General features: G+C 70.3%; 19 protein-coding genes. 7 read left to right on the top strand and 12 right to left on the bottom strand.

What is annotated here, in order from left to right:
• Positions 1–1,051: ABC transporter transmembrane domain-containing protein (locus tag EEJ42_RS09710; RefSeq protein ID WP_148081911.1), on the bottom strand; the 1,051-nt coding region annotated here is incomplete at its 3' end.
• 146 nt (positions 1,052–1,197) lie between these two features.
• Here EEJ42_RS09710 and EEJ42_RS09705 point away from each other — a divergent pair.
• The gene (locus EEJ42_RS09705; protein ID WP_425472868.1) at positions 1,198–1,944 is read left to right on the top strand and encodes a hypothetical protein; all 747 of its coding nucleotides are present in this window, start codon (positions 1,198–1,200) and stop codon (positions 1,942–1,944) included.
• A gap of 165 nt (positions 1,945–2,109) precedes the next feature.
• Positions 2,110–3,492: a cation:dicarboxylate symporter family transporter gene (locus EEJ42_RS09700; RefSeq protein WP_123099560.1), complete on the top strand. Its 1,383-nt coding sequence runs from the start codon at positions 2,110–2,112 to the stop codon at positions 3,490–3,492.
• 27 nt (positions 3,493–3,519) lie between these two features.
• Here the strand turns inward: EEJ42_RS09700 and EEJ42_RS09695 are convergent, their stop codons facing one another.
• Entirely contained in the window at positions 3,520–3,960 is a 441-nt protein-coding gene (locus tag EEJ42_RS09695; protein ID WP_123099559.1) for a MarR family winged helix-turn-helix transcriptional regulator, read from the bottom strand.
• Positions 3,961–4,052: 92 nt separating this feature from the next.
• Here EEJ42_RS09695 and EEJ42_RS09690 point away from each other — a divergent pair, with 92 nt between their 5' ends.
• A complete protein-coding gene (locus EEJ42_RS09690) occupies positions 4,053–5,876 on the top strand; it encodes an ABC transporter ATP-binding protein (RefSeq protein WP_123099558.1) in 1,824 nt (607 codons plus the stop codon).
• Positions 5,877–5,899: 23 nt separating this feature from the next.
• On the opposite strand, the gene EEJ42_RS09685 is transcribed toward EEJ42_RS09690, so the two are convergent.
• The 4 genes from EEJ42_RS09685 to EEJ42_RS09670 all read right to left on the bottom strand — a co-directional run bounded on the left by EEJ42_RS09685 (position 5,900) and on the right by EEJ42_RS09670 (position 10,238).
• Positions 5,900–7,039 carry a CaiB/BaiF CoA transferase family protein gene (locus EEJ42_RS09685; RefSeq protein ID WP_123099557.1) on the bottom strand — a complete coding sequence of 380 codons (1,140 nt, stop codon included), beginning with the start codon at positions 7,037–7,039 and terminating at the stop codon, positions 5,900–5,902.
• A gap of 90 nt (positions 7,040–7,129) precedes the next feature.
• A complete protein-coding gene (locus tag EEJ42_RS09680) occupies positions 7,130–8,098 on the bottom strand; it encodes an acetylxylan esterase (RefSeq protein ID WP_123099556.1) in 969 nt (322 codons plus the stop codon).
• Positions 8,099–8,208: 110 nt separating this feature from the next.
• Positions 8,209–9,252 (bottom strand): LacI family DNA-binding transcriptional regulator, encoded by a 1,044-nt coding sequence (locus tag EEJ42_RS09675; protein WP_123099555.1) that lies wholly within the window; start codon positions 9,250–9,252, stop codon positions 8,209–8,211.
• 128 nt (positions 9,253–9,380) lie between these two features.
• Positions 9,381–10,238: a hypothetical protein gene (locus EEJ42_RS09670; protein ID WP_123099554.1), complete on the bottom strand. Its 858-nt coding sequence runs from the start codon at positions 10,236–10,238 to the stop codon at positions 9,381–9,383.
• A 570-nt stretch (positions 10,239–10,808) separates the two neighbouring features.
• Between EEJ42_RS09670 and EEJ42_RS09665 the strand changes: the two genes are divergently transcribed.
• Entirely contained in the window at positions 10,809–11,738 is a 930-nt protein-coding gene (locus EEJ42_RS09665; RefSeq protein ID WP_221179346.1) for a tectonin domain-containing protein, read from the top strand.
• A 168-nt stretch (positions 11,739–11,906) separates the two neighbouring features.
• On the opposite strand, the gene EEJ42_RS09660 is transcribed toward EEJ42_RS09665, so the two are convergent.
• From EEJ42_RS09660 to EEJ42_RS09635, 6 genes are all read right to left on the bottom strand, one after another.
• Positions 11,907–12,686, bottom strand: a complete 780-nt coding sequence (locus EEJ42_RS09660; RefSeq protein ID WP_123099553.1) for an amino acid ABC transporter ATP-binding protein — start codon at positions 12,684–12,686, stop codon at positions 11,907–11,909.
• A 6-nt stretch (positions 12,687–12,692) separates the two neighbouring features.
• Positions 12,693–13,478, bottom strand: a complete 786-nt coding sequence (locus EEJ42_RS09655; RefSeq protein ID WP_123099552.1) for an amino acid ABC transporter permease — start codon at positions 13,476–13,478, stop codon at positions 12,693–12,695.
• 15 nt (positions 13,479–13,493) lie between these two features.
• Complete coding sequence (locus tag EEJ42_RS09650) at positions 13,494–14,288, bottom strand: ABC transporter substrate-binding protein (RefSeq protein ID WP_123099551.1); 795 nt, start codon at positions 14,286–14,288, stop codon at positions 13,494–13,496.
• 162 nt (positions 14,289–14,450) lie between these two features.
• The gene (locus tag EEJ42_RS09645; protein WP_123099550.1) at positions 14,451–14,681 is read right to left on the bottom strand and encodes an SGM_3592 family protein; all 231 of its coding nucleotides are present in this window, start codon (positions 14,679–14,681) and stop codon (positions 14,451–14,453) included.
• Between the two features lie 189 nt (positions 14,682–14,870).
• Positions 14,871–16,808: a glycoside hydrolase family 127 protein gene (locus EEJ42_RS09640; protein WP_123099549.1), complete on the bottom strand. Its 1,938-nt coding sequence runs from the start codon at positions 16,806–16,808 to the stop codon at positions 14,871–14,873.
• A gap of 146 nt (positions 16,809–16,954) precedes the next feature.
• Positions 16,955–18,058, bottom strand: coding sequence for a MerR family transcriptional regulator (locus EEJ42_RS09635; RefSeq protein WP_123099548.1), 1,104 nt, complete (start codon positions 18,056–18,058; stop codon positions 16,955–16,957).
• A 255-nt stretch (positions 18,059–18,313) separates the two neighbouring features.
• On the opposite strand from EEJ42_RS09635, the gene EEJ42_RS09630 reads away from it, so the two are divergent.
• From EEJ42_RS09630 to EEJ42_RS09620, 3 genes are all read left to right on the top strand, one after another.
• Positions 18,314–19,345 carry a PLL family lectin gene (locus EEJ42_RS09630; protein ID WP_123099547.1) on the top strand — a complete coding sequence of 344 codons (1,032 nt, stop codon included), beginning with the start codon at positions 18,314–18,316 and terminating at the stop codon, positions 19,343–19,345.
• A gap of 189 nt (positions 19,346–19,534) precedes the next feature.
• Entirely contained in the window at positions 19,535–21,418 is a 1,884-nt protein-coding gene (locus EEJ42_RS09625; RefSeq protein WP_123099546.1) for a family 43 glycosylhydrolase, read from the top strand.
• Entirely contained in the window at positions 21,418–22,848 is a 1,431-nt protein-coding gene (locus EEJ42_RS09620; RefSeq protein ID WP_123099545.1) for an RICIN domain-containing protein, read from the top strand. The genes EEJ42_RS09625 and EEJ42_RS09620 overlap by 1 nt, the downstream gene beginning before the upstream one ends.
• Positions 22,849–23,068 lie beyond the last annotated feature (220 nt).

Raw genomic sequence — 23,068 nt, 5'->3', positions numbered from 1 at the left:
CAGCGCCGGTGCCGGAGCCCGGCCCGGCCGCCCGCGCGTCCTCGATCGCGGCCGAGGGGCGCCGCAGCGCCAGCACCCGGGCCGCGCGCCGCGCCGACGGCCGGGAGAAGGAGTAGGCCATCGCGATCTCCTCGAAGTGCCGCAGAGGAAACAGCAGAAACGTCACCGCGCTGTACACGGTGACCAGTTCGCCCACCGTGATCCGCCCGTTCCCGGCCAGCACCGCCCCGTACCAGACGACCGCGATCAGCAGCATCCCCGGCAGCACGACCTGCACCGCCGCGATCAGCGACCACATGCGCGCGCTGCGCACCGCCGCGGTCCGCACCTCCTGGGAGGCCCGCCGGTAGCGGCTCAGGAACAGGTCCTCGCCGCCGATACCGCGCAGCACGCGCAGCCCGGCCACGGTGTCCGACGCCAGCTCGGTCGCCCGGCCCGCCTTCTCCCGCTGCTCATCGGCCCGCCGCGCCGCCCGCGGCAGCAGGGGCAGCACCGCCAGCGCCAGCGCGGGTACGCCGAGCGCCACCACCGCGCCGAGCGCGGGCTGGTAGATCACCAGCCCCACGCACAGCCCGACGATCGTGATCGCGGCCGCGGTGAAGCGGGACAGCGCCTCCACGAACCAGCCGATCTTCTCGACGTCGCCCGTGGACACGGCGACGACCTCGCCCGCGGCCACCCGCCGGGTCAGCGCCGAACCCAGCTCGACCGTCTTACGGGCCAGCAGTTGCTGCACCCGGGCAGCCGCCGTGATCCAGTTGGTGACCGCCGCCCGGTGCAGCATGGCGTCGCCGAGCGCGATGAGCACGGTGAGCCCCACCATGAGCGCCCCGGCCAGGGCGAGCCGCGCACCGGAGCGGTCGACGACCGCCTGTACGCCGATGCCGATCGCGAGGGGGAAGCACACCAGGGCACCCATGTGCAGCAGACCCCACAGGGCGGCCTTGATCTGCCCGCCCAGCTGGTTCCGGCCCAGCCAGACGAGGAACCGGGTACCTGACCGTACGTCGGGTAGACCGGGATCGGAGTACGGAAGATCGCGAATGCGCATGACGTTCCTGGGTGAGTGGCGGCGGCCGGGAAGGCAAAGAGACGTGAAAGGTTGGCCCTTCACGGGTGCGAATTTCAACTGGTTTTCCCGCAGTGGGACGGAACGCGCCAATCCCGTGCGCGCCGGGCCCGCGCCGGAGTGGGACGATGGGGCACATGCGAATTTCCGGGACGATGTCCATGCGTACGGCGGTCGTGACCGCCGCTGCCCTCGCCCTTCTCACCGCCTGCGGCGGAGGCGGGAACGGCGGTGGCGACAAGGGCGGTGGCCAGGGGAAACACGCGATGCGCAGCAAGGCCCCGGCGTCGGACCCCACGCGCATCCCGGAGGTGGGGAACGCCCTCCAGGCCAAAATCCCCGGACATTCACGGCAGGTTGTCGCGGTCTACGGCAAAGGAGTGAACTCCGCCGACGCGACCGTGGTGCTGTACACCAAGGAAGGCAAGGACTGGAAGCGCACCCGTAGTTGGGCCGGTCACAACGGCAAGCGCGGCTGGACGACGCGTCATCACGAGGGCGACAAGCGCAGTCCGGTCGGTGTCTACACGCTCAGCGACGCGGGCGGAGTGCTCCCGGACCCCGGCGCCCGGATGCCGTACTCCGAAACGGCCGCCTTCGCCGCTCCCCACTCCTGGCCCAAGTCGCACTGGACGGACTTCAACTACGTCATCGCCATCGACTACAACCGCGTCAAGGGCACCTCACCCCTCGACCCGACCCGGCCCGAGGGGCAGCGCAAGGGCGGGAGCATCTGGTTGCACATGGACCACGGCAGTGGCACGTCGGCCTGCGTGAGTCTGCCCAAGTCCGGCATGAAGTATCTGCTGCGGAACCTCGATCCCGAGCGGCACCCGGTGGTGGTGATGGGGGACAAGGCACACCTGGCCGCCTGAGCCCCGGCGAGGCGCCGCCCGACCTCCGGCGAGGCACAGACGTAACACAACGACACCAGGGTTTTCGCGGCTGTTACACGGAACTCATCGGCGGAAACGTGTGCTCGGCAATAGTGGCGCGGAATTAGTTTTCCGCATCTCAGAAGTTCTGCCGAGGAGTCTCTCGTGCCGCACCCCTCACCATCCCTCGTCCGGCGCGCAGGCCGCATGCTGCGCACCTCGCTGTTCACGCAGGTCGCCTGCGCGCTCGTCCTCGGAATCGCGGTCGGGAAGCTGTGGCCGGACGTCGGCACGGCCGTCCAGCCGCTCGGCGACGGCTTCGTGCGCCTGATCAAGGCGGTCATCGCACCGCTCGTCTTCTGCGTGGTCGTGGCGGGGATCGCGAAGGCCGGGGACCTGAAGGCGTTCGGGCGGATCGGGCTGAAGGCGCTGATCTGGTTCGAGGTGGCCACCACGGCGGCGCTGATCATCGGTCTGCTCGCCGCCAATCTGGTCGGGCCCGGCACCGGTATGCACGTCGACCCCGCTTCCCTGGACGGCTCGGCCGTGGACGACCAGACCGCGGGCGGCCATCTGCCGTCGGCGTCCCAGTTCGTGCTGGACGCGCTGCCGGACAGCGCGGTCGGCGCCTTCGCCGAGAACTCCCTGCTCCAGGTCCTGGTGCTGGCCTGCCTGGTGGGTGCGGCCGTGCTGCACCTCGGCAAGACCAAGGTGCCCGCGTTCCTGTCGGCCGTCGACCAGGCGCAGCAGGTCGTCTTCGCCGTCGTCGGCTTCCTCATGAGGCTCGCGCCGCTCGCGGTCTTCGGCGCCATGGCTCATCTGGTCGGGCAGTACGGACTGGGCGCCCTGTCGACGTACGGCAAGCTGATCGCGCTGTGCTACGGCGTCGCGCTGCTCTTCCTCGTCCTGCTCGCCGTGGCCCTCAAGCTGGTTACCGGGCTGAGCCTGTGGAAGTTCGTCCGGTACACCCGCGAGGAGATGCTGCTCGCGCTCGGCACCGCCTCCAGCGAGAGCGTGCTGCCGCGCATGATGCAGAAGCTGCGCGCGGCCGGGTGTCGCGAGGACGCGGTCGGGCTGGTGCTGCCCACCGGCTACTCCTTCAACCTGGACGGCGCGTCGATCTACCTGTCCATCGGCACGCTGTTCATCGCCCAGGCGGTCGGCGTGGACCTGAGCCTCGGCCAGCAGATCACCGTCGTGCTCGTGCTGATGCTCACCAGCAAGGGCATGGCGGGCGTGCCCGGATCGGCCTTCCTCGCCCTGTCGGCGACGGCCTCGGCCCTCGGGGTGATCCCGGCCGCCGCGGTCGCGCTGCTGCTCGGGGTGGACCGGATCATGGACTCGATGCGGGTGGCCACCAACCTGCTCGGCAACTGTGTGGCGGTCTTCGCCGTCGCGCGGTGGGAGGGCGCGCTGGACACCGAACGGGCCAAGCGGGTCCTCGCCGGTGAGGAGGCCGTGGCCCCTCTCGGTGACGAGGCCGCCGCCCCGGCGTCGGACCCCGTGGTCCCGGCCGAGTCCGCCACCGCTCCGGCCCCGCGCGGCTGACCGCTCGCAAGCCCCGCTCCCCCCGCGTCAGCAGCGGTTGCCGGGGGGCCCGGAGAGGTCGTCGAGCAGATCGCCCAGGGCGTCGCGCTGCTGATCGTTCAGCGGTGCCAGGACGTCCTCGGCGGCTGCTCGGCGCGCGTCGCGCAGGGCGCGCAGCGTCGACCGGCCGGTGTCGGTCAGCTCGATCCGCACCACCCGGCGGTTGGACTGATCCGGCGCACGGCGTACCGAGCCGTGCGCCTCCAGCGCGTCCACCAGCGAGGTCACCGCGCGCGGGACCACCTCCAGGCGCTCTGCGAGGTCCGCCATCCGCGGCGGCCCGTCGTGGTGGGCCACGGTGCGCAGCAGCCGGGCCTGGGCCGGGGTGATGCCCAGCGGCTCCATGTGGCGCTTCTGGGCGCGCTGAAGTCGGCGGGTCAGGCGCAGCAGCTGCTCCGCGAGGCGGCCGGATGTCTCGGGGGTGGACATGATCGCAGTCTATCGGACCCCGTTCATTGTGAGTATAGGTAACAGTGAGCTATGCTCGGAAAGTCCGTGCCGTCTGCCATCAGAAGGAGCCCATGCATCACGACACACCGCCGTGGACCCCAGCCACCCCCGATCCGGAGCGGCCCGCGCAAGTGCGGCGCATCCTCCGGCTCTTCCGTCCCTACCGTGGCCGCCTCGCCCTGGTCGGCCTGCTGGTCGCCGCCTCCGCGCTGGTCTCGGTCGCCTCGCCGTTCCTGCTCCGCGAGATCCTCGACGACGCCATCCCCGGGCGGCGCACCGGGCTGCTGACCCTGCTCGCCCTCGGCATGATCGCAGCCGCCGTCGTCAACAGCGTCTTCGGCGTCCTCCAGACCCTCATCTCCACCACCGTCGGCCAGCGCGTCATGCACGACCTGCGCGCCGCCGTCTACGACCGGCTCCAGCGCATGCCGCTCGCGTTCTTCACCCGCACCCGCACCGGCGAGGTGCAGTCGCGGATCGCCAATGACATCGGCGGCATGCAGGCCACCGTCACCTCCACCGCGACCTCGCTGGTCTCCAACCTCACCAGCGTCGTGGCCACGGTCGTCGCCATGCTCGCGCTCGACTGGCGGCTGACCGTCGTCTCGCTGCTCCTGCTGCCGCTGTTCGTCTGGATCAGCCGCCGGGTCGGCAACGAGCGCAAGAAGATCACCTCGCAGCGCCAGAAGCAGATGGCGGCGATGTCCGCGATGGTCACCGAGTCCCTGTCGGTGAGCGGCATCCTGCTCGGCCGCACCATGGGCCGCTCCGACTCGCTCACCCAGGAGTTCACCCGGGAGTCCGAGCGCCTGGTCGGCCTCGAGGTGCGGGCCAGCATGGCGGGCCGCTGGCGGATGTCCACCATCGGCGTCGTGATGGCCGCCATGCCCGCCGTCATCTACTGGGCCGCCGGAATCGCCCTCCAGGCCGGGGGTCCGGCCGTCTCGATCGGCACCCTGGTCGCCTTCGTCTCGTTGCAGCAGGGGCTGTTCCGGCCCACCGTCAGCCTGCTGTCCACCGGGGTGGACATGCAGACTTCCCTCGCCCTCTTCGCCCGCATCTTCGAGTACCTCGACCTGCCGATCGACATCACCGAGCCCGCCCGGCCGGTGCGGCTGGAGACGGTGCGCGGGGAAGTCCGCTTCGACGGCGTCGACTTCGACTACGACGCCGCCGAGGACCCGGCCCCGCCGCAGGGGACCCTGCGCGACATCGACCTGACCATCCCGGCGGGCGGCAGCCTGGCCGTCGTCGGGTCGACCGGCTCCGGCAAGACGACCCTCAGCTATCTGGTGCCCCGGCTGTACGACGTGACCGGCGGCCGGGTGCTGATCGACGGGGTCGACGTGCGGGACCTGGACTTCGACAGCCTCGCCCGCGCGGTCGGCGTCGTCTCCCAGGAGACCTATCTCTTCCACGCCTCGATCGCCGACAACCTGCGCTTCGCCAAGCCCGACGCGACTGACGCGGAGATCGTCGCGGCGGCCGAGGCCGCCCAGATCCACGATCACATCGACGCCCTCCCCGAGGGCTACGACACCCTGGTGGGGGAGCGGGGGTACCGCTTCTCCGGCGGTGAGAAGCAGCGGCTGGCGATAGCCAGGACGATTCTGCGCGACCCGCCCGTCCTCATCCTCGACGAGGCCACCAGCGCCCTCGACACCCGCACCGAGCAGGCCGTGCAGAAGGCCATCGACGGCCTCACGGCAGGCCGCACCACGATCACCATCGCCCACCGGCTCTCCACCGTGCGCGACGCCGACCGGATCGTCGTCCTCGACGGCGGCCGGATCGCCGAGCAGGGCACCCATGAGGAACTGCTCGCCCTGGACGGCCGTTACGCCGCCCTGGTGCGGCGCGACGCCCAGCTGTCGCCCGTCGTCCCCGCCGCGTAAGCCCCGGCCGCGATCGTGGGGCGTCAGGAGAACTCGGCGCGCACCGCATCCGTGTGCTCGCCCAGCGCGGGCACCGGCCGCAGCGCCGCCTGACGCCCCGCCACCTCGACCGGCGGCAGCAGGCCGCGCAGCGGCCCGACGGGCGAGCCGAACTCGCCCCAGCGCTCCCGGGCGGCGAGCTGCGGATGCTCGGCCAGCCCCGCGACATCCCGCAGCCGGGCATTGGCGATGCCCGCCCCGTCCAGCAGGGCCACCAGGCCGTCGGCCGTGTGGTCCGCGAAGGACCGCTCCAGCTCGGCCGTCAGCTCCTCGTCATGGGTGCGGCGCAGCGGATTGTCGGCGAAGCGCGGATCGCGGATCAGCTCCGGGCGGCCCACGACGCGTTCGCACAGGGTGATCCACTCGCGGTCGTTCTGCACGCTCAGAAACACCTGGGCGCCGTCGCCGCAGCGATAGGCGCCGTACGGGGAGATCGACGGATGGCGGGCCCCGCTGCGCACCACCCCGCCTCCGCCGTAGGCCTGCGCGAAGTACGGATGGCCCATCCACTCGCCCAGCGCGTCGAGGAGGCTGACGCTCAGGTCCGTCCCCGCACCGGTGCGCTCCCGCTCGTACAGCGCGGTGAGGATGCCGGTGTACGCGTACATCCCGCCCGCGATGTCGGCGATCGAGATGCCGGGGCGGGCAGGCTCCTCGGGGCTCCCGGTGATCGACAGCAGCCCCGCCTCGCACTGGACGAGCAGGTCGTACGCCTTCTTGTCCCGGTACGGCCCGCGGTCCCCATAGCCGGTGATCGCGCAGTTGATCAGGCGCGGATGCCCGGCCCGCAGCGCGTCCGCCGAGAGCCCGAGCCGGTCCACCGCGCCGGGCGCCAGGTTGTGCACGAACACATCGGCGCGGGACAGGAGCGCGTCGAGCAGGGCCCGGTCCGCGGCGTCCTTCACGTCGAGGACGACGCTCTCCTTGCCGCGGTTGACCCAGACGAAGTACGCCGACATGCCCTTGACCTCACGGTCGTACTCCCGGGCGAAGTCGCCCCGCCCCGGCCGCTCCACCTTGATGACCCGCGCGCCGAGGTCGGCGAGCTGGCGGGTGGCGTACGGGGCGGCGACGGCCTGTTCGAGGGCGACGACGGTGATTCCGTCCAGGGGCTGCGCGGGCATGGGCGACTCCTTCGGTACGACTCCGCCGGTACGGACAGCCCCTGTCTTCCCCGCGGTGAGCGGCCGCCGAACGCCGCTCACCGCGCCGGTTCAGCCCAGCAGCTTCCGCAGGTAGGCGATCTGCTCACCCTGCTGGTGGGTGCCGCCGCCCTCGTGGCCGTTGAAGGACCACACCTTCAGCTCCTTCTCGCCCGCGTAGTGGTGGTACGCGGCGAAGCCGCACGAGGTCGGGGCGATCTCGTCGCGCAGGGCGGTCGAGAAGAGCGCGGGCGCGGTGGCCCGGGCCGCGAAGTTGAGGCCGTCGAAGTGGTCGAGGGTCGCGAAGACCTGCTCGGTGAGATCGCGCTGACCCGCGCAGAAGCGGGCCAGTTCGCCGTAGGGATCGGCGTCGGTGATCTCGACGGCCCGCCGGATGTGTGTCATGAACGGCACGTCCACCAGCGCCGCGGTCAGGTCCGGCACCAGCCCGGCCGCCGCCAGGGCCATGCCGCCGCCCTGGCTGCCGCCGCTGACGACGATCCGGCCCGAGTCGACCAGCGGATGCGCGCGGGCGGCCTCCACCGCGCGCACGGCGTCGGTGTACAGCCGCCGGTAGTAGTAGTCGTCCGGGGAGAGGATCCCCTGGGTCATCTTGCCCGGCGCCTCGGGACCGGTGCCGCCGGCCGGATCGGGGGTGGCGCCGGGGGAGTGCTGGGCCCAGCCCTGGCCCCGGTTGTCCATGACGAAGACCGCGTAGCCCGCCGACGGCCACAGCAGCCAGTTGTGCGGCAGGCCCCGGCCGCCGTTGTAGCCGATGTACTGCACCACGCACGGCAGCGGGCCCGCGGCCTCGCGCGGCGCCAGCAGCCAGCCGCGTATCCGGTGCCCGCCGAACCCGGAGAACTCGACGTCGTAGGTGTGCAGCCGGGTCAGGCCCGTGTCGGTCTCGGTGAAGACCGCGTTCAGGTCCGCGCTGCGGGCCTCGGCGAGGGTGCGCTCCCAGAACGCGTCGAAGCCGTCCGGCTCGGGCAGCGGGGGCCGGTACGTGCGCAGCTGGTCCAGGGGCAGATCGACGAACACGGGGCGAAGGCCTCCGGAAAATCGGTACGGCGACGGCCAGGGGCTACGTGGTAGGAGTGAGGTGCGGACTGTGGATCGTTCGGATATCCGATCAGCGTTCGACTTCTCGGTCAAGAGGAAATACGGACCGGGGGAGCGGTGCTGGAGCGCACGATCAGCCGGGTGGACAGCTCGGTCCGCATCCCCTCCGGAACCTCCCCCGCCCTCAGCCGCAGCAGGGTGCGCAGCGCCGTCGCCGCCATCTCGGACAGCGGCTGACGGACCGTGGTGAGCGCCGGGGTGGTCCAGCGGGCCTGCGGCAGATCGTCGAAGCCCACCACGCTGACGTCCTCCGGCACCCGCAACCCCCGCTCCCGCAGCGCCCGGTACGCGCCGAGCGCCATCGGGTCGGAGCACACGAACACCGCCGTCGGCGGCTCGGGCAGCTCCAGCAGCTCCGTCATCCGCTGGTACGCCCCGGCCTCCCGGAAGTCGCCGTAGCGCACGTACGCGGGCGGCACCGGCAGCCCGGCCGCGGCCATCGCCGAGCGGAACCCGGCCACCCGCGCCCCGCTGCACACCTTCCTCCGGTACCCGCCGATCACCGCGATCCGCCGGTGCCCGAGCCCGAGCAGATGCTCGGTCGCGCTCACGCCGCCCTGCCAGTCGGCGGCGCCGACGGACGGTACCCCCGGCGGCGGCACCGGCCCGGGATCGATCAGCACGAACGGGACCCGGTGCTCATCGAGCCAGGCGTACTGCGTGGGGGTCAGCTCCGCGAGATGGAACAGCACCCCGGAACTGCCCCGGGCGCACAGCTTGTCCAGCCAGCCCCGCTCGGGCCGCCCGTCGCGGAGGCGCGGCAGCCCGGCCGACACCACCACCTCGAGGCCCGCGTCGTGCGCCGCCGCCTCCACGCCGTGCAGCACCGCGCCCGACCACGCGCCGTCCAGGGACTGCACCACCAGGTCGACCAGGGCGGGCGGCCGGGGCGTCTCCGGGCGCGGTTTGCGGACGTACCCCAGGCGGTCCAGGACCTCGCTGACCCGGCGGCGGGTGTCGGGCGCCACGTCCTCGCGGCCGTTGACCACCTTCGAAGCGGTCGGCACCGAAACCCCTGCCTCGCGGGCGATGACCGCCAGCGTCGGACCCGTCGATCCCGGGGAACGCGCCATCGAGATACCCCTTCCCGAACCCGCCCAAGCGCGACACCGACCGGGCAGAAACCGGTTACTACAGTAAGGCCGCCCCAACTCCGACGGGAAGACCCGGGAGTTGAGGCGGCCCCCTTCGGTCCGTGACGTCACAGGCCGTAGCGGTTCTTCAGATGGCGCCAGAAGTCCCGGTACATCCACTTGTCGAATTCGGTGATGCGGTCGGCGGATCCCGCCTTCATCAGGAAGCCGCCCACCCCGGTCGGGGACCAGTCGTAGAAGTCGTCCAGACCGTAGGTGTGCCCGATCTCGTGCAGCAGGATGTGGATGTTGTCCTGGTTGACCGCGCCCAGCATGTACTCACTGCCGATGCGCTGCCCCCAGTCGCCCCCGGCACCGCCGCCGAAGCCCTTGGTCAGCCACAGCGACTGGTCGTAGTGACGCGCCGCGCCACCGGGGCACTTGGAGTAGTTGCCGTCCTGGTGGAAGAAGCGGCTGCAGTCCGGGGCGCACTGCGGAGCGCCGCCGCCGTCCAGGATTCCGGTGTAGATGTCGACCGAGTTGTCGCTCCACTGGAGCGTGGAGCGGTTCTTGACCGCCCAGCCGACGATCTTGACCGGGACCTCGTTGTACGGGAAGTTCTCGAAGCCCGCGACCTGGTCGATCCACTTCTTCGACTGGCGCTTGAGCGCCGTGTGGATCTGGTCGCGCATCTGCGTCGTGACCGGCTGGTCGGATTCCCAGCGGACGCAGTAGTTCAGGCTGCCCTTGTTGGCCATCACCTGATCCCAGCCGTAGTTCTTGAAGCCGTACAGGTCGGGATAGGTGGACTCGACGTGCCTCCAGACCTCGTTCAGCGGCTGGACGAGGTTGCTCGGCGGGTTCCAGGTGTCCGACGCGCCCGTCCCGGCGGCGTCGGCGGGTGCGGTGAATCCGATGAGGGACAGCGCCCCGGCCGCGGCGGCGGTCACGAGGGCGCGTAATCCGCGAAGTCTTCGTTCGGGCATGGCGGCTCTCTTCCGTGTGGGGAACGGGAGCGGGCGGCGCACCGCCGGGGAGTGGCCGTACGGGGGCGCCGCCCGCAGCCTCCAGTGGCCCCCGCGCCCCGGAAAGTTGCCGCCCCTCCCCGGATGCGCACGGACTGACAAACCGCCGCGGCAGCGATGTCACCGAGGTGCCAAATCCCTCAGCTTCCGCTCAGGTTCAGCGAAGTAGCTGGGTCACCGGTCGGTACTCGGGCGTCTCGTCGAAGGGGCACTCACCGACATCGAACACCACACAGGCTTGGACACTGTTGGCCGATCCTTGTCCGGCGTACTCCTTGATGCCCCCAGTCCGGCGCTCGTTCATGGGGGGGCGTCAACCTGAAACATCGTTGGCCCTTCGTGTGGGTTATGGCCTTTCCGGCCTCAAAGGAAGCTCCGTTATACGGTTGATCCCCTTATTTTCAAGGGTCAACCAAAGCAAACATCGGTTTTTGGATAATTAAAGCATCCAATCCAAATATGAGACTGTTTGGGTGTTCCTGCCGCTTGCCAAGTACCTGAGGACAGCGTCCGAAGCGAAGGGGCATACGCATGGCTGACTGGAAGAACATCTCTGGGGGACTCACGACGATTTCTGTCGGCTCCAGGACTCACGTGTGGGGTGTGAACTCCTCGGGGCAGATCTACCGTTACACGGGCTACGACGCGAACCCCTGGATCGGTATCCCGGGGAGCGCGGTGGACATCGGCGTTGCCGCTGACGGCACGGTGTGGCACGTCAACTCCGCCGGCGGCATCTACCGTTACACCGGAGACCAGGGTTCAACCAACTGGGTCAACGTTTCCGGTGGCCTGAGCCGGATTTCTGTCGGCTCCAGGACTCACGTGTGGGGTGTGAACTCCTCGGGGCAGATCTACCGTTACACGGGTCACGACGCGAACCCCTGGATCGGTATCCCGGGGAGCGCGGTGGACATCGGCGTTGCCGCTGACGGCACGGTGTGGCACGTCAACTCCGCCGGCGGCATCTACCGTTACACCGGAGACCAGGGTTCAACCAACTGGGTCAACGTTTCCGGTGGCCTGAGCCGGATTTCTGTCGGCTCCAGGACTCACGTGTGGGGTGTGAACTCCTCGGGGCAGATCTACCGTTACACGGGTCACGACGCGAACCCCTGGATCGGTATCCCGGGGAGCGCGGTCGACATCGGCGTTGCCGCCGACGGCACCGTATGGTCCGTCAACTCCGCCGGTGCCATCTACCGTTACACCGGAGACCAGGGTTCAACCAACTGGGTCAACGTCTCCGGTGGCCTGAGCCGGATCTCGGTCGGCTCCAGGACTCACGTGTGGGGTGTGAACTCCTCAGACCAGATCTACCGTTACACGGGTCACGACGCCAACCCCTGGATCGGTATCCCGGGCAGTGCGGTGGACATCGGCGTTGCCGCCGACGGCACGGTGTGGCACGTCACATCCGCCGGCGCCATCTACCGCTACATCGGAGACCAGCCGAGCTGACGAGTCGGCGACCGCGCGAGGGCGCCCGATCGGGAAGGACCGCCCGCACCAGGCTGGTGGACCACGAAGTCCTCAGCGGTCCGCCAGAGGGGACATTCGCGCAGGTGAGGGCTGTAGTCGTCGTCCCGGCTACAGCCCTCTTGAAAGCCGCGGTGCGCTCAGCGGCCGTTACGGGCGTCCCGCGGGCCGCTCCCCGTCAGCCTCACTCACCCGGGCCGCGGCCGGGTCCAGCACCCGGGTGAGGAACGCCCGGGTCCGCGGATGCCGCGGTGCGGCCACCACCTGCTCCGGGCCGCCCTCCTCCACGATCACCCCGTCGTCCATGAAGACCACCCGGTCGGCGACCTCCCGTGCGAAGCTCATCTCATGCGTGACGACCAGCATCGTCATCCCCTCGTCGGCCAGCGCGCGCATGACGGCGAGCACATCCCCGACCAGCTCGGGGTCGAGGGCCGAGGTCGGCTCGTCGAACAGCATCAGGTCCGGATCCATCGCCAGCGCACGCGCGATCGCGACCCGCTGCTGCTGCCCGCCCGACAGCTGCGCCGGATAGGCGGTCTCCTTGTCCGTCAGGCCCACCCGGCGCAGGGTGTCCCGCCCGATCCGTACCGCCTCGGCCTTGTCGCGGCGCAGCACCCGCCGCTGCGCGATGGTCAGGTTCTCCAGCGCCGTCAGATGCGGGAAGAGGTTGAACGCCTGGAACACCATGCCGATCCGCCGCCGCACCCGGTCGATGTCCACGTCCGGGTCGGTGACCTCGGCCCCGCCCACGGTCACCGAGCCCGACGTCGGCTCCTCCAGCAGGTTCACACAGCGCAGCAGGGTCGACTTGCCGGAGCCGGACGGCCCGATGACACAGACCACCTGACCCCGCTCCACCGCGAGGTCGATGCCCTTCAGCACCTCCAGCCCGCCGAAGGACTTGTGCAGCCCCCGGATCCGGATCACCTCCGATCACCTCGCCTTCGCCGTACGGGCCTCCAGCCACCGGACCAGTTGGCCCAGCGGAACGGTGATGAGCAGGTAGCACAGCCCGGCGACCAGGATCGGGGTGAGGCTGCGGTGCTGATTGAGCGCGTCCCGGCCGAACTTGGACAGCTCGTACTGGTCCAGGGAGAGCCCCAGCAGATACACCAGGGACGAGTCCTTGGTCAGCAGGATCAGTTCGTTGGTCAGCGGCGGCAGCACGATCCGGAACGCCTGCGGGATGATGATCGAGACCATCGCCCGGCCGTGGGACATGCCGAGCGAACGCGCCGCCTCCATCTGCCCCTTGGGCACGGCCCGGATGCCGGCGCGGATCGTCTCCGCCATGTACGCGGCCCCGACCAGGCCGAGCGCCAGCATGACCGTGATATAGCGGTCCAGCGCCACCTGGAAGGCGAGCGGCACCCCGAAGCCGAGCGCGATGAACACCAGCAGCGCCGGAACACCGCGGAAGAACTCGATGTACGCCACCGACAGCCAGCGGTACGGCGGCACCTGGGAGAGCCGCATCAGCGCGAGCACGAGCCCGGCCACGAGCCCGAACCCGAAGCCGAGCAGGGTGTAGACGACGGTGTTGAGCAGGGCGGTGGTGATGATGTCGGGTAACAGGGACCGGGCGACGCCCGCGTCGAAGAACGCGCGGCGCAGTTCACCCCAGTCCGCGGCCAGGATGACGATGAGCAACACGGCGGCCAGCACGGCGTACTGCACCGTCCGTATCGCCCGCGCCCGCTGCCGACGGGTCATTGCCATAACGGTGTGGACTCCTCAGCTCCTGGGCGCGGTGCCGAACCACTTCCGGTAGATCCTGTCGTAGCGGCCGTCCTTCTTCGCGTCGGCCAGCACCTGGTTGATCTTCTTGCGCAAGGCGTCGTTGCCGGTGCGTACGGCGATGCCGTACTTCTCCCCGGTGCTGAACTCGGCCGTCACATCGGTGTCCGGGTTGTCCTTGACGAAGTCGTACAGCACCCCGTTGTCGTTGATGCCCGCCGCGACCTGTCCGGTCTTGACCGCGGAGACCAGCAGCCCGAGGTCCTCGAACTGGACCAGCGTGGCGCCCACAGCCCGCTTCTGCGCGTACGTCTCCCCGGTGGTCCCCTGCTGGACCGCCAGCCGCTTGCCCTTGAGGTCGGCGAGGGTCCGGTACGGCTTGCCCTTCCGGGTGAGCAGCGCCTGGGTGGCTTCGAAGTAGGGGCGGGAGAAGTCCAGGTTCTTCTCGCGGACGGCCGTGATCGTCATCCCGGCCGCGGCGACGTCGCAGGTGCTGGTGTTGAGATCCTCACCGGACTGGATGCCCTCGAAGGGCGTGTCCACGATCTCCTGCTTCACCTTCAGCTCCGAGGCGACGAGATCGACCAGATCCACGTCGAAGCCGACGATCTTCTTGCCCTGCCGGGACTGGAAGGGCGGATAGGGCAGATGGGTGCAGGTGGTCAGCTTGCCGGACTTCACCAGGCTGATGTCCGGGCCGCCGGAGGCCGACGGTTCGGTGCTGGTACAGCCGATGAGCAGGGCGGCAGCGGCGGCAGTGGCTATGGCGGGCAGCGCGGAGCGAGCGGACACGGCACCTCCGGGACGTGGTCGGTGAACGACCCCACGGGACACGTGATCAGTGCGTCGGCCCGCATCCTGCCACTCTCCGTGCCGCCGTGACCCCGTCGTGTGCGTTGCGAGCGCATAACGGCCGCGGGCCCCTCTCCGCGGAGGACCCCGCGGGAAGACCCCCTAGCGCCGCCGTCGCCGCCTGCGGCGCTTGCTCCAGAACCAGCCGGCCGGCGGCTCGTCCGCCCGCCAGGGCTGGGGCTCGGGCGCGCCGCGCCGCCGCCAGCGCGCGGTCAGCATGCGCGTGCGCGCGGCGGGCTCGGTGACCTCGGCACCCCGGACGAAGTCCTCGTCGAGAACGACGTCGTCCCAGTCGTCCGCGTCGTCCCCGGGGTCTGTGGATCCGGTGCTCAAGGGGCACCTCCCGTCCGCCGTGTGCCGCTCGGGCACGAAAGCGTGTTCCTGGAGCGAGAAACGCGCGGGACGCCCGCCGAGTTCCGGCGGGCCCAAGGCGGGCTCACGGCGGGCTCACGGCGGGCTCACGGCGGGCTCACGGCGGGCTCACGGCGGGCCCAAGGCGGGCCCAAGGCGGGCTCACGCGGCTCAGGAGGGGATCCAGACGCGCATCGGTCCGGCCTCCCGGTTCGCCCAGGCGTAATAGGGGATCGCGGTGACGCGCACCGGGTCGCCCACGCCGCCGATGTCGCCCCCGGCGCCCGGGTACGGCCACCAGCCGCCGTCCGGGGCCGCCCGGCGCAGCGCCCGGGCCATGATCACGGTCACTCCGCCCAGCAGCCGCGGCCGGTGCTCGGCGACCAGCTCGGTGCCCGTGTCGAGCGTGATGCCGTCCAGCCGCAGCCCGGCGGGCTGATCCGGCTGCTCCAGGCAGTACACCAGCGGTCCGTGCTCGATGGCGGTGCAGCCGCGCACCGCGTCCACCCGTGGATCGGGGCGGGTCAGCCGGGGCGTCAGCGGCAGGGTCAGGACCACGGTCTCGCCCGGCCGCCAGCGGCGCCGCAGCCGCAGCCAGCCCCGCTCCGCGCGCTCCGTCACCGCCTCGCCGCCGACCGTCGCCTCGTACCGGTCGGCCCAGTGCGGAATGCGCAGCGACAGCGTCCAGTCCGCCTCCGCGGGAGCTTCGTCCACGACCACCGCGATCCGGCCTTCCCACGGGTAGCCGGTGCCCACCCGCACGCTTCCGCCGCCCGCCGCGTACACCCCCGACGCGTACTGGTGCAGCTGAAGGCCCCCGGCGTCACCGCTCGCCATGTAGTGCGGCAGCGAGGCCAGCAGCCGCATCACGTTGGGCGGGCAGCAGGCGCAGCGGAACCAAGGCGTCCGCCGCGCCTCCTGGTCGCCGTGGGACTCCGTACGGCCCTCCGTACGGCCGTCGCGGACCTGGAGCGGATTCACGTACAGCCAGCGCTCGCCGTCCAGGGAGACGCCGGACGCGAAGCCGTTGAACAGGGTCCGTTCGATCAGGTCGCTGTAGCGGGCGTCCCCCGTGAGCAGCGCCATCCGCCAGCTGAACTGGATGGAGGCGATGGCCGCGCAGGTCTCCGCGTACGCCCGGTCCGGCGGGAGTTCGTAGGCATCGCCGAAGGACTCCAGATCGTGCCGCGAGCCCACGCCGCCCGTGAGGTAGGTCCTGGTGGCGACCATGTCCTCCCACAGCCGCACCAGTGCGTCCCGCAGCTCCCGGTCGCCGGTCTCGGCCGCCAGGTCCGCGGCCCCGGCCAGCAGATACAGCTGGCGCACCGCATGCCCGGCGACCGCCCTCGCGTCCCGCACCCGGACGTGGTCCTGCCAGTAGGGCGCCCCGGGGCGCGGGCCGCCGTCCGTCCCGCCGTCGCCGAGCGTGCCCTGACCGCGCCGGTCCACGAAGTACCCGGCCAGATCGAGATAGCGCCGCTCGCCGGTCTCCCGGTACAGCTCGACCAGCGCCGTCTCGATCTCCGGATGCCCGCACACCGCGTCCACGTCCTTGCCCGGGCCGAAGACCGCGTCGATGTGATCGGCGAACCGCACCGCCACATCGAGCAGTCCGTGCTCACCGGTGGCCCGCCGGTGCGCGACGGCGGCCTGGAGGAGGTGGCCCGCGCAGTACAGCTCGTGTCCCCAGTGCAGCTCCGTCCACCGCCGGGCGCCTGGTCGGGTCTGGTAGTACGTCTGCACATAGCCGTCCGCGTCCTGAGCGTCCGACACCAGGGCCGCCAGCCGCGCCACGTGCCCGGCCAGGTTCTCGGCGGCCGGTCCGCCGGGCTCCTCGGCGAGCTGCCAGGACGCGGCCTCCAGCCACTTGTGCACATCGGAGTCCTGGAACGGGAAGTCCCCCGTGAACCCCTCCTCCGCCTTCCCCGCGGCGGCCCGCAGATTGGCCAGGTTGCCCGCCTCCTCCAGCCTCCCCGGCCCCTGCGGAACGCTGACCTCGGCGTTGACGCGCCGCTTCGCGGCCCAGAACCCCCCGGTGATCCGGGCCATGACGGGCGGCCGGAGAGCGGTGTGCGCATCCTGCGAGAGCCGGATCGGTCCTACGGACATCTGCCTACCCCTTACCCGGTACGTTCCGTGGCGGCCATGCCTTCCACGGCCTGGCGAGCCGCACGCGCCCTGTGGGCCATTCCACTGCACTTCGGCGCCGGAGTCAGGAGGGGCGACCGTGGTTCGTGTGAGGAGGCGACGGGACGTCAGGCGGCGGGCAGCTCCGCCCCGTCCACCACATGGGCCACGCCGCACGTGACGTTGTCGGGCCCACCCGCGCGGTTGGCGAGGGCGATGAGTTCGAGCGCCGCCTCCCCGGGGTCGGCCACCGAGCCCAGCACGCGCCGGATCTCCTCCGCGGTCACCACACCGCTGAGCCCGTCCGAGCACAGCAGATACCGGTCACCGGCCAGGGCGTCCCGCAGCGCCAGATCGGGCTCGAACGCCGCACCGCCGCCCACGGCCCGCAGCAGCAGCGCCCTTTGGGGATGGGACGCGGCCTCCGCCGCGGTGATGCGCCCCTCGTCGAGCAGCGACCGCACCACGGTGTGGTCGTGGGTGATCTGGAACAGCTCGCCGTCGCGCAGCAGATACGCCCGCGAATCGCCGATGTGCACCAGCCCCAGCCGGGACCCCGACCACACCAGCGCGGTCAGCGTCGTCCCGACGCCGCGCAGCGCGGCGTCGGACGCGGCCAGCTCGCACACCGAGGCGTGCGCCCGGTGCGCCGCGTCCTCCAGGGCGCTCAGCAGCTCGGCCCCCGGGACCTCGGCCTCCAGCGGCTTGAGCGCCTCGATGGCCGCCTCGCTCGCATGGCGGCTGCCGCCGAAGCCGTCGGCCACGGCGAGCAGACGCGGACCGGCGTACCCGGAGTCCTCGTTGCTCTCGCGGACCGAGCCCCGGTCGGAGAGCATGGCGTAGCGAACTCCCAGGGTGTCGTGGGCAGAAGACATGGCGACGTCCTTTCCGGACAGCTGTGACAGCTGTGACAGCTGGTCGACGAGGAAGGCGGCCAGGTCGCGCCGGGCCGCCGTATCGGCCTCGACCTGCGCCCAGTACGCGCGGACCTCCCGGGCCGCCGCGCCCGGGTCCAGCTCGCACACGGTACGGATCCGGGTCAGCGGCATCCCCAGCCGGCGCAGCCAGGCCACCAGCCGGGCCCGCTCCAGCTGCGCCGGGTCGTAGAGGCGGTAGCCGGAGTGCGGTTCGACGCGGGCGGGCGGCAGCAGCCCGAGTTCGTCGTACAGGCGCAGCGCCTTCGGAGACAGCCTCGATGCCCTCGCGAACGCGCCGATCGTCAGCAGTCCCATGCTCGCCCTCCTCGCGCCGGGCGCCTCGCCCGGCCACCACGATGCTGGAGCTTCCCCCTCGGAGAAGGTCAACCGAAGGCAAGCAAGGCCAATGAAGACCAATCAGAGATCACATTCAAACTCTATACCGCACTCATTTATATTTATCAGTCATATCCTTTCATTCGGCCTTCTTCAGGTATTCGTTGTGATTGGCGCGGGAACTGACGGGACATCCGCACAGACTCGTGGCAGCCACGAGGTGAGGGAGGACCCATGTCCGTTTCCACCACGCCCGGAACCGTGTGGGGCACCTGGATCAACCTGGAAGGCGGCATCCACTCCGAGCCCGCGCCGGTGGCGCAGGCCGACGACCGGATCCAAGTCTTCATCCGGGGCGGGTCGAACGTCCTCTGGAGCAGACTCGAGACCCGCAGCGGGGGATGGGGGCCCTGGCAGCAGTACCCGGGCGTGTCCGTCGACGGCATCCCCGCCCCGATCCGCGGGAAGGACGGAAAGGTGCGGGTCTTCTACCGCACTCCGGGGAACAACCTGGAGGTCATCACCCAGACCTCCATCAACTCCGGGTACGGATCGCCCCAGATCCTGGCCACCGGCATCGGGGACGATCCGGCCGCGGCGCTCGGCGCCGACGGCCGCATCTACGTGTTCTTCCCCGGCACCGACGACGCCCTGTGGTACCTGTCCAACCAGGATCTTCAGTACGAGACGTACACCGCCGCGACGTCGCTGGGCGGCGACATCTTCGCCACGCCCTCGCCCATCCTCGACGGGGGAGGGCGGATCGTGGTGGCGGTCAAGGGCAGCGGCGAGACCCTCCACACCATCCAGCAAACGACCACGAACTCCGCCACCTGGGAGCCCTTCTCGCTGAACGCCCCCAACGTGACCAGCCGCCCCTCGGTGTGCCTGGACGCGGCAGGCAGGGTGCAGATCTTCTTCCGGGGCGTCGACGGCTCCGTCCGGCGCGTCGGGCAGACCGACGACTACAACTCGTTCAATGCCCCCGTGAGCCTGGGCGCCCAGATCGTGTGGCGGCCGACCTGCGGCCTGGGCCAGGACGGCCGGGTCAACGTATTCATCAAGGCGACGGACAACGCGTTGTGGGTCGCCGTCCAGACCACGGAGAACGGCAACACCTACACCAGCTTCCAGTCCCTCGGCGGCGTCATCGGTTCCGCCGGTATCAGCGTCCCCATCGCCAACGAGGAGAACCTGCTGTACGTGTTCCTCCAGGGCAACGGGATCGCCAGGGACCTCTGGCTCCAGCGCCAGACGTTCGTCTGAGCCGTTCGTCCGCGTCGCATCCCAGGGGGCATGTTCCCGGGGGCTCCACGGTTTTCGAAACTTTCGCACCTGCCTCAGGGGCTGTCGGAAGTCATCAGAACCCTTAATCTCCGAACAAATTCGATCAACGAGCAGGTTGGTCAACGGAGAGCGCAGGAGCCCCCACATGCCCAGAGCAGGAGAGCGACGATGAGCCGCAGCGACGGACAGCCCAGCCGCAGACGGGTCCTGATGGGTGCCCTGGCCCTGGGAGCGGTGGCAGGAACCCCCGGCCTGGCCGAGGCCGTCACCCCCTCCGCGCGGGAGACGGCCGCCAGGGCCGCCCGGTACGTCAACCCGCTGGTCCGCAACCGCGCCGATCCGCACATCTTCAAGCACACTGACGGCTACTACTACTTCACCGCCACCGCCCCGGAGTACGACCGCATCATCCTGCGCCGCTCCAGAACCCTCAGCGGCCTCGCCACCGCGTCCGAGTCGGTGATCTGGAAGAAGCACACCAGCGGCGACATGGGCGCCCATATCTGGGCGCCGGAAATCCACTTCATCGACGGCAAGTGGTACGTCTACTTCGCGTCCGCGCCCGCGAACGACGTCTGGAAGATCCGGATGTGGGTGCTGGAGAACGCGAGCGCCAACCCCTTCACCGGGACCTGGACCGAGAAGGGCCGCATCGCCACCCCCATCGACTCGTTCTCGCTGGACGCCACCACCTTCGTCCACCGCGGCACCCGCTATCTCCTCTGGGCCCAGAGCAACCCGGACGTCGGCAACAACTCCAGCATCTACATCGCCAAGATGGCCAACCCCTGGACCATCACCGGGCCGCAGGTGGAGATCTCCCGTCCGACCTACGACTGGGAGACCCGCGGCTACAAGGTCAACGAGGGTCCGTCCGTCCTCCAGAAGAACGGCAAACTGTTCCTCACCTACTCCGCCAGCGCCACCGACGCCAACTACTGCATGGGGCTGCTCACCGCCTCCGCGGACAGCGACCCGCTGGCCGCCGCCTCCTGGAAGAAGAGCCCCCAGCCGGTCTTCACCAGCAACGACACCACCAAGCAGTACGGCCCGGGCCACAACTCCTTCACCGTCGCCGAGGACGGCCGCACCGATGTCCTCGTGTACCACGCCCGCCAGTACAAGGACATCACCGGCGACCCGCTCAACGACCCCAACCGGCACACCCGCGTCCAGACCCTCGGCTGGAAGGCCGACGGCACCCCGGACTTCGGCATCCCCGTGGCCGACGGGCCCGCTCCGGACACCACGGCCGCCACCCGCTACACCATGACCGCCTTTACCAACAGCAGCGAATCCAACATGTACGTGTACGAGTCGCCGGACGCGCTCACCTACACGCTGCTCAAGGGACCGGCGTTCACCCCGCCCTCGGAGCTGATCCGCGACCCCAGCATCATCAAGCACACCGACGGCTACTACTACATCGTCTACACCACCAACTGGACCGGGAACACGATCGGTTTCGCGCGCAGCCGGGACCGGGTCAACTGGACCTTCGTCCGCAACCACACGCTGCCGCTCGCCGGGGTCGAGCGCACCTGGGCGCCCGAGTTCTTCGTCGACGCAGGCGGCAGCGTCAACATCATCGTGTCGCTCGACACCACCGCCACACCTGATTACATCTTCCGGCCGCACCTGCTCACCGCCACCAACGCCTCGCTCTCGTCCTGGACCACGCCGAAGCCGCTCACCGGCCTGGACAAGGCGAACTACATCGACACCTTCGTGGTCCGCCACGGCGGGCAGTACCACGCCTTCACCAAGCAGGAGACGACGAAGTACATCGAGTACGCGACCGCCACCAGCCTCGGCGGCCCCTATACCTTCCGCGGCACCGGCGACTGGGCGGGCTGGGGCAGCTGGCGCGAGGGCCCGGCCCTGGTGCCCCTGGACAACGGCGGCTGGCGGATCTACTTCGACGGCTACGCCGAGAAGAAGTACTACTACAGCGACAGCCTCGACGGTTTCCGGACCTGGACCCCCATCCGGCAGGTGCCGGGGCTCTCCGGATTCGCCCGCCACTTCACCGTCCTGAAGGAGAGCGTGTGATGCGCGGGCGTCTGTGGGTCCTCGTCGTGGCCGCCGTCCTCGGGCTCCTGGCCCCGCTGGCGGGCGCCGGTACGGCCCAGGCGGCCCCCGCCACGATCGTCAACGCCACGCAGTTCACCACCACATCGGGAGATGCGGTGCACGCGCACGGCGGCGGAGTCCTCAAGGTCGGCGCCTACTACTACTGGTTCGGCGAGAACCGCAACACGGACAACACCTTCCGCTATGTGTCCGCCTACCGCTCGACAGATCTCAAGAGCTGGGAGTTCCGCCGCCACGTCCTCACCGAGGCCACGGATCCCGAGCTGGCCACCGCCAACATCGAGCGGCCCAAGGTCATTTACAACGAGCGTACTCAGCAGTTCGTGATGTGGATGCACAAGGAGAACGGCAGCGACTACAGCGAGGCGCGCGCCGCCGTCGCCACGTCCGCCACCGTCGACGGCGACTACACCTGGCGGGGCAGCTTCCGCCCGCTGGACCAGCACATGTCGCGCGACATCACCCTGTTCAAGGACGGCGACGGCACCGGCTACATGATCTCGGCCGCCCGGGAGAACTACGACCTGCACATCTACCGGCTGACCGACGACTACACCGCGGTGGCGAGCCTGGTGGCCAACCCCTGGCCCGGCGGCCACCGCGAGGCACCGGCCCTCTTCAAGCGCGGCAACGTGTACTTCATGCTGACCTCCGGCGCCACCGGCTGGAACCCCAACCAGCAGCAGTACGCCACCGCCACCAGCCTGGCCGGTCCCTGGAGCGCGATGCGCAACGTGGGCGACGCCACCGCCTACGGCTCGCAGACCGCGTACGTCCTGCCGGTGCAGGGCACCCGGGCGACCTCGTACCTGTACCTGGGCGACCGCTGGGGCAACTCCTTCGGCGGCAAGGTCAACGACTCGCGCTATGTGTGGCTGCCGCTGAACTTCCCCACCCCGACCACCATGACCATGGACTGGTATCCGCAGCTCACCATCGACACCGCGGCGGGCACCGTGAACGGCTCCGGCGGCCCGTACACCCCGCTGAAGGCCCGGCACAGCGGCAAGTGCGCCGACATCCTCTCCGCCGCGCAGACCGACGGCACCGCGGCCGTGCAGTACACCTGCAACGGTGGCGGCAACCAGCTGTTCTGGTCCAGGAGCACGGGCGACGGGTACGTCCAGCTGATCGCACGCCACAGTTCCCAGTGCCTCACCGTGACCGGCGGCTCCACCGCCGACGGCGCGGCGGTCGTCCAGTCGGCCTGCGGCACGGGCGCGAACCAGCAGTGGCAGGTCACGGACGCGGGCAGCGGCTACGTCCGGCTCGCCGCCCGTTCCAGCGGCAAGTGCCTGGACGTGGCCGACTCCTCCACGGCGGACAAGGCCGCCGTCATCCAGTGGAGTTGCACGGGCGGCGCCAACCAGCAGTGGCAGCGCGGCTGAACCTTCGGTCGGCGCAGGGCTGTTGACATCCCCGGAGGCGCCGGTAGCTTCACGTGCGCACGATGTCGGACATTGTTCGTAATTTCGAACCTCCGTGAGGAGAGTCATGAACGAACCAGTCGACAGACGGCACTTCATCGCCACCACCGCCTCCGGGGCCGCTGCCGTGATGCTCACCGCGGCCGCCGGTGGCACCGCGGCGGCGGCCACGCCCGGCGCC

This window comes from Streptomyces botrytidirepellens, assembly GCF_003721215.1.
In the GTDB taxonomy this organism is placed as follows: domain Bacteria; phylum Actinomycetota; class Actinomycetes; order Streptomycetales; family Streptomycetaceae; genus Streptomyces; species Streptomyces himastatinicus.
Note: the sequence above shows the minus strand (reverse complement) of the source record. Positions and strands in the feature narration are given on the sequence as shown.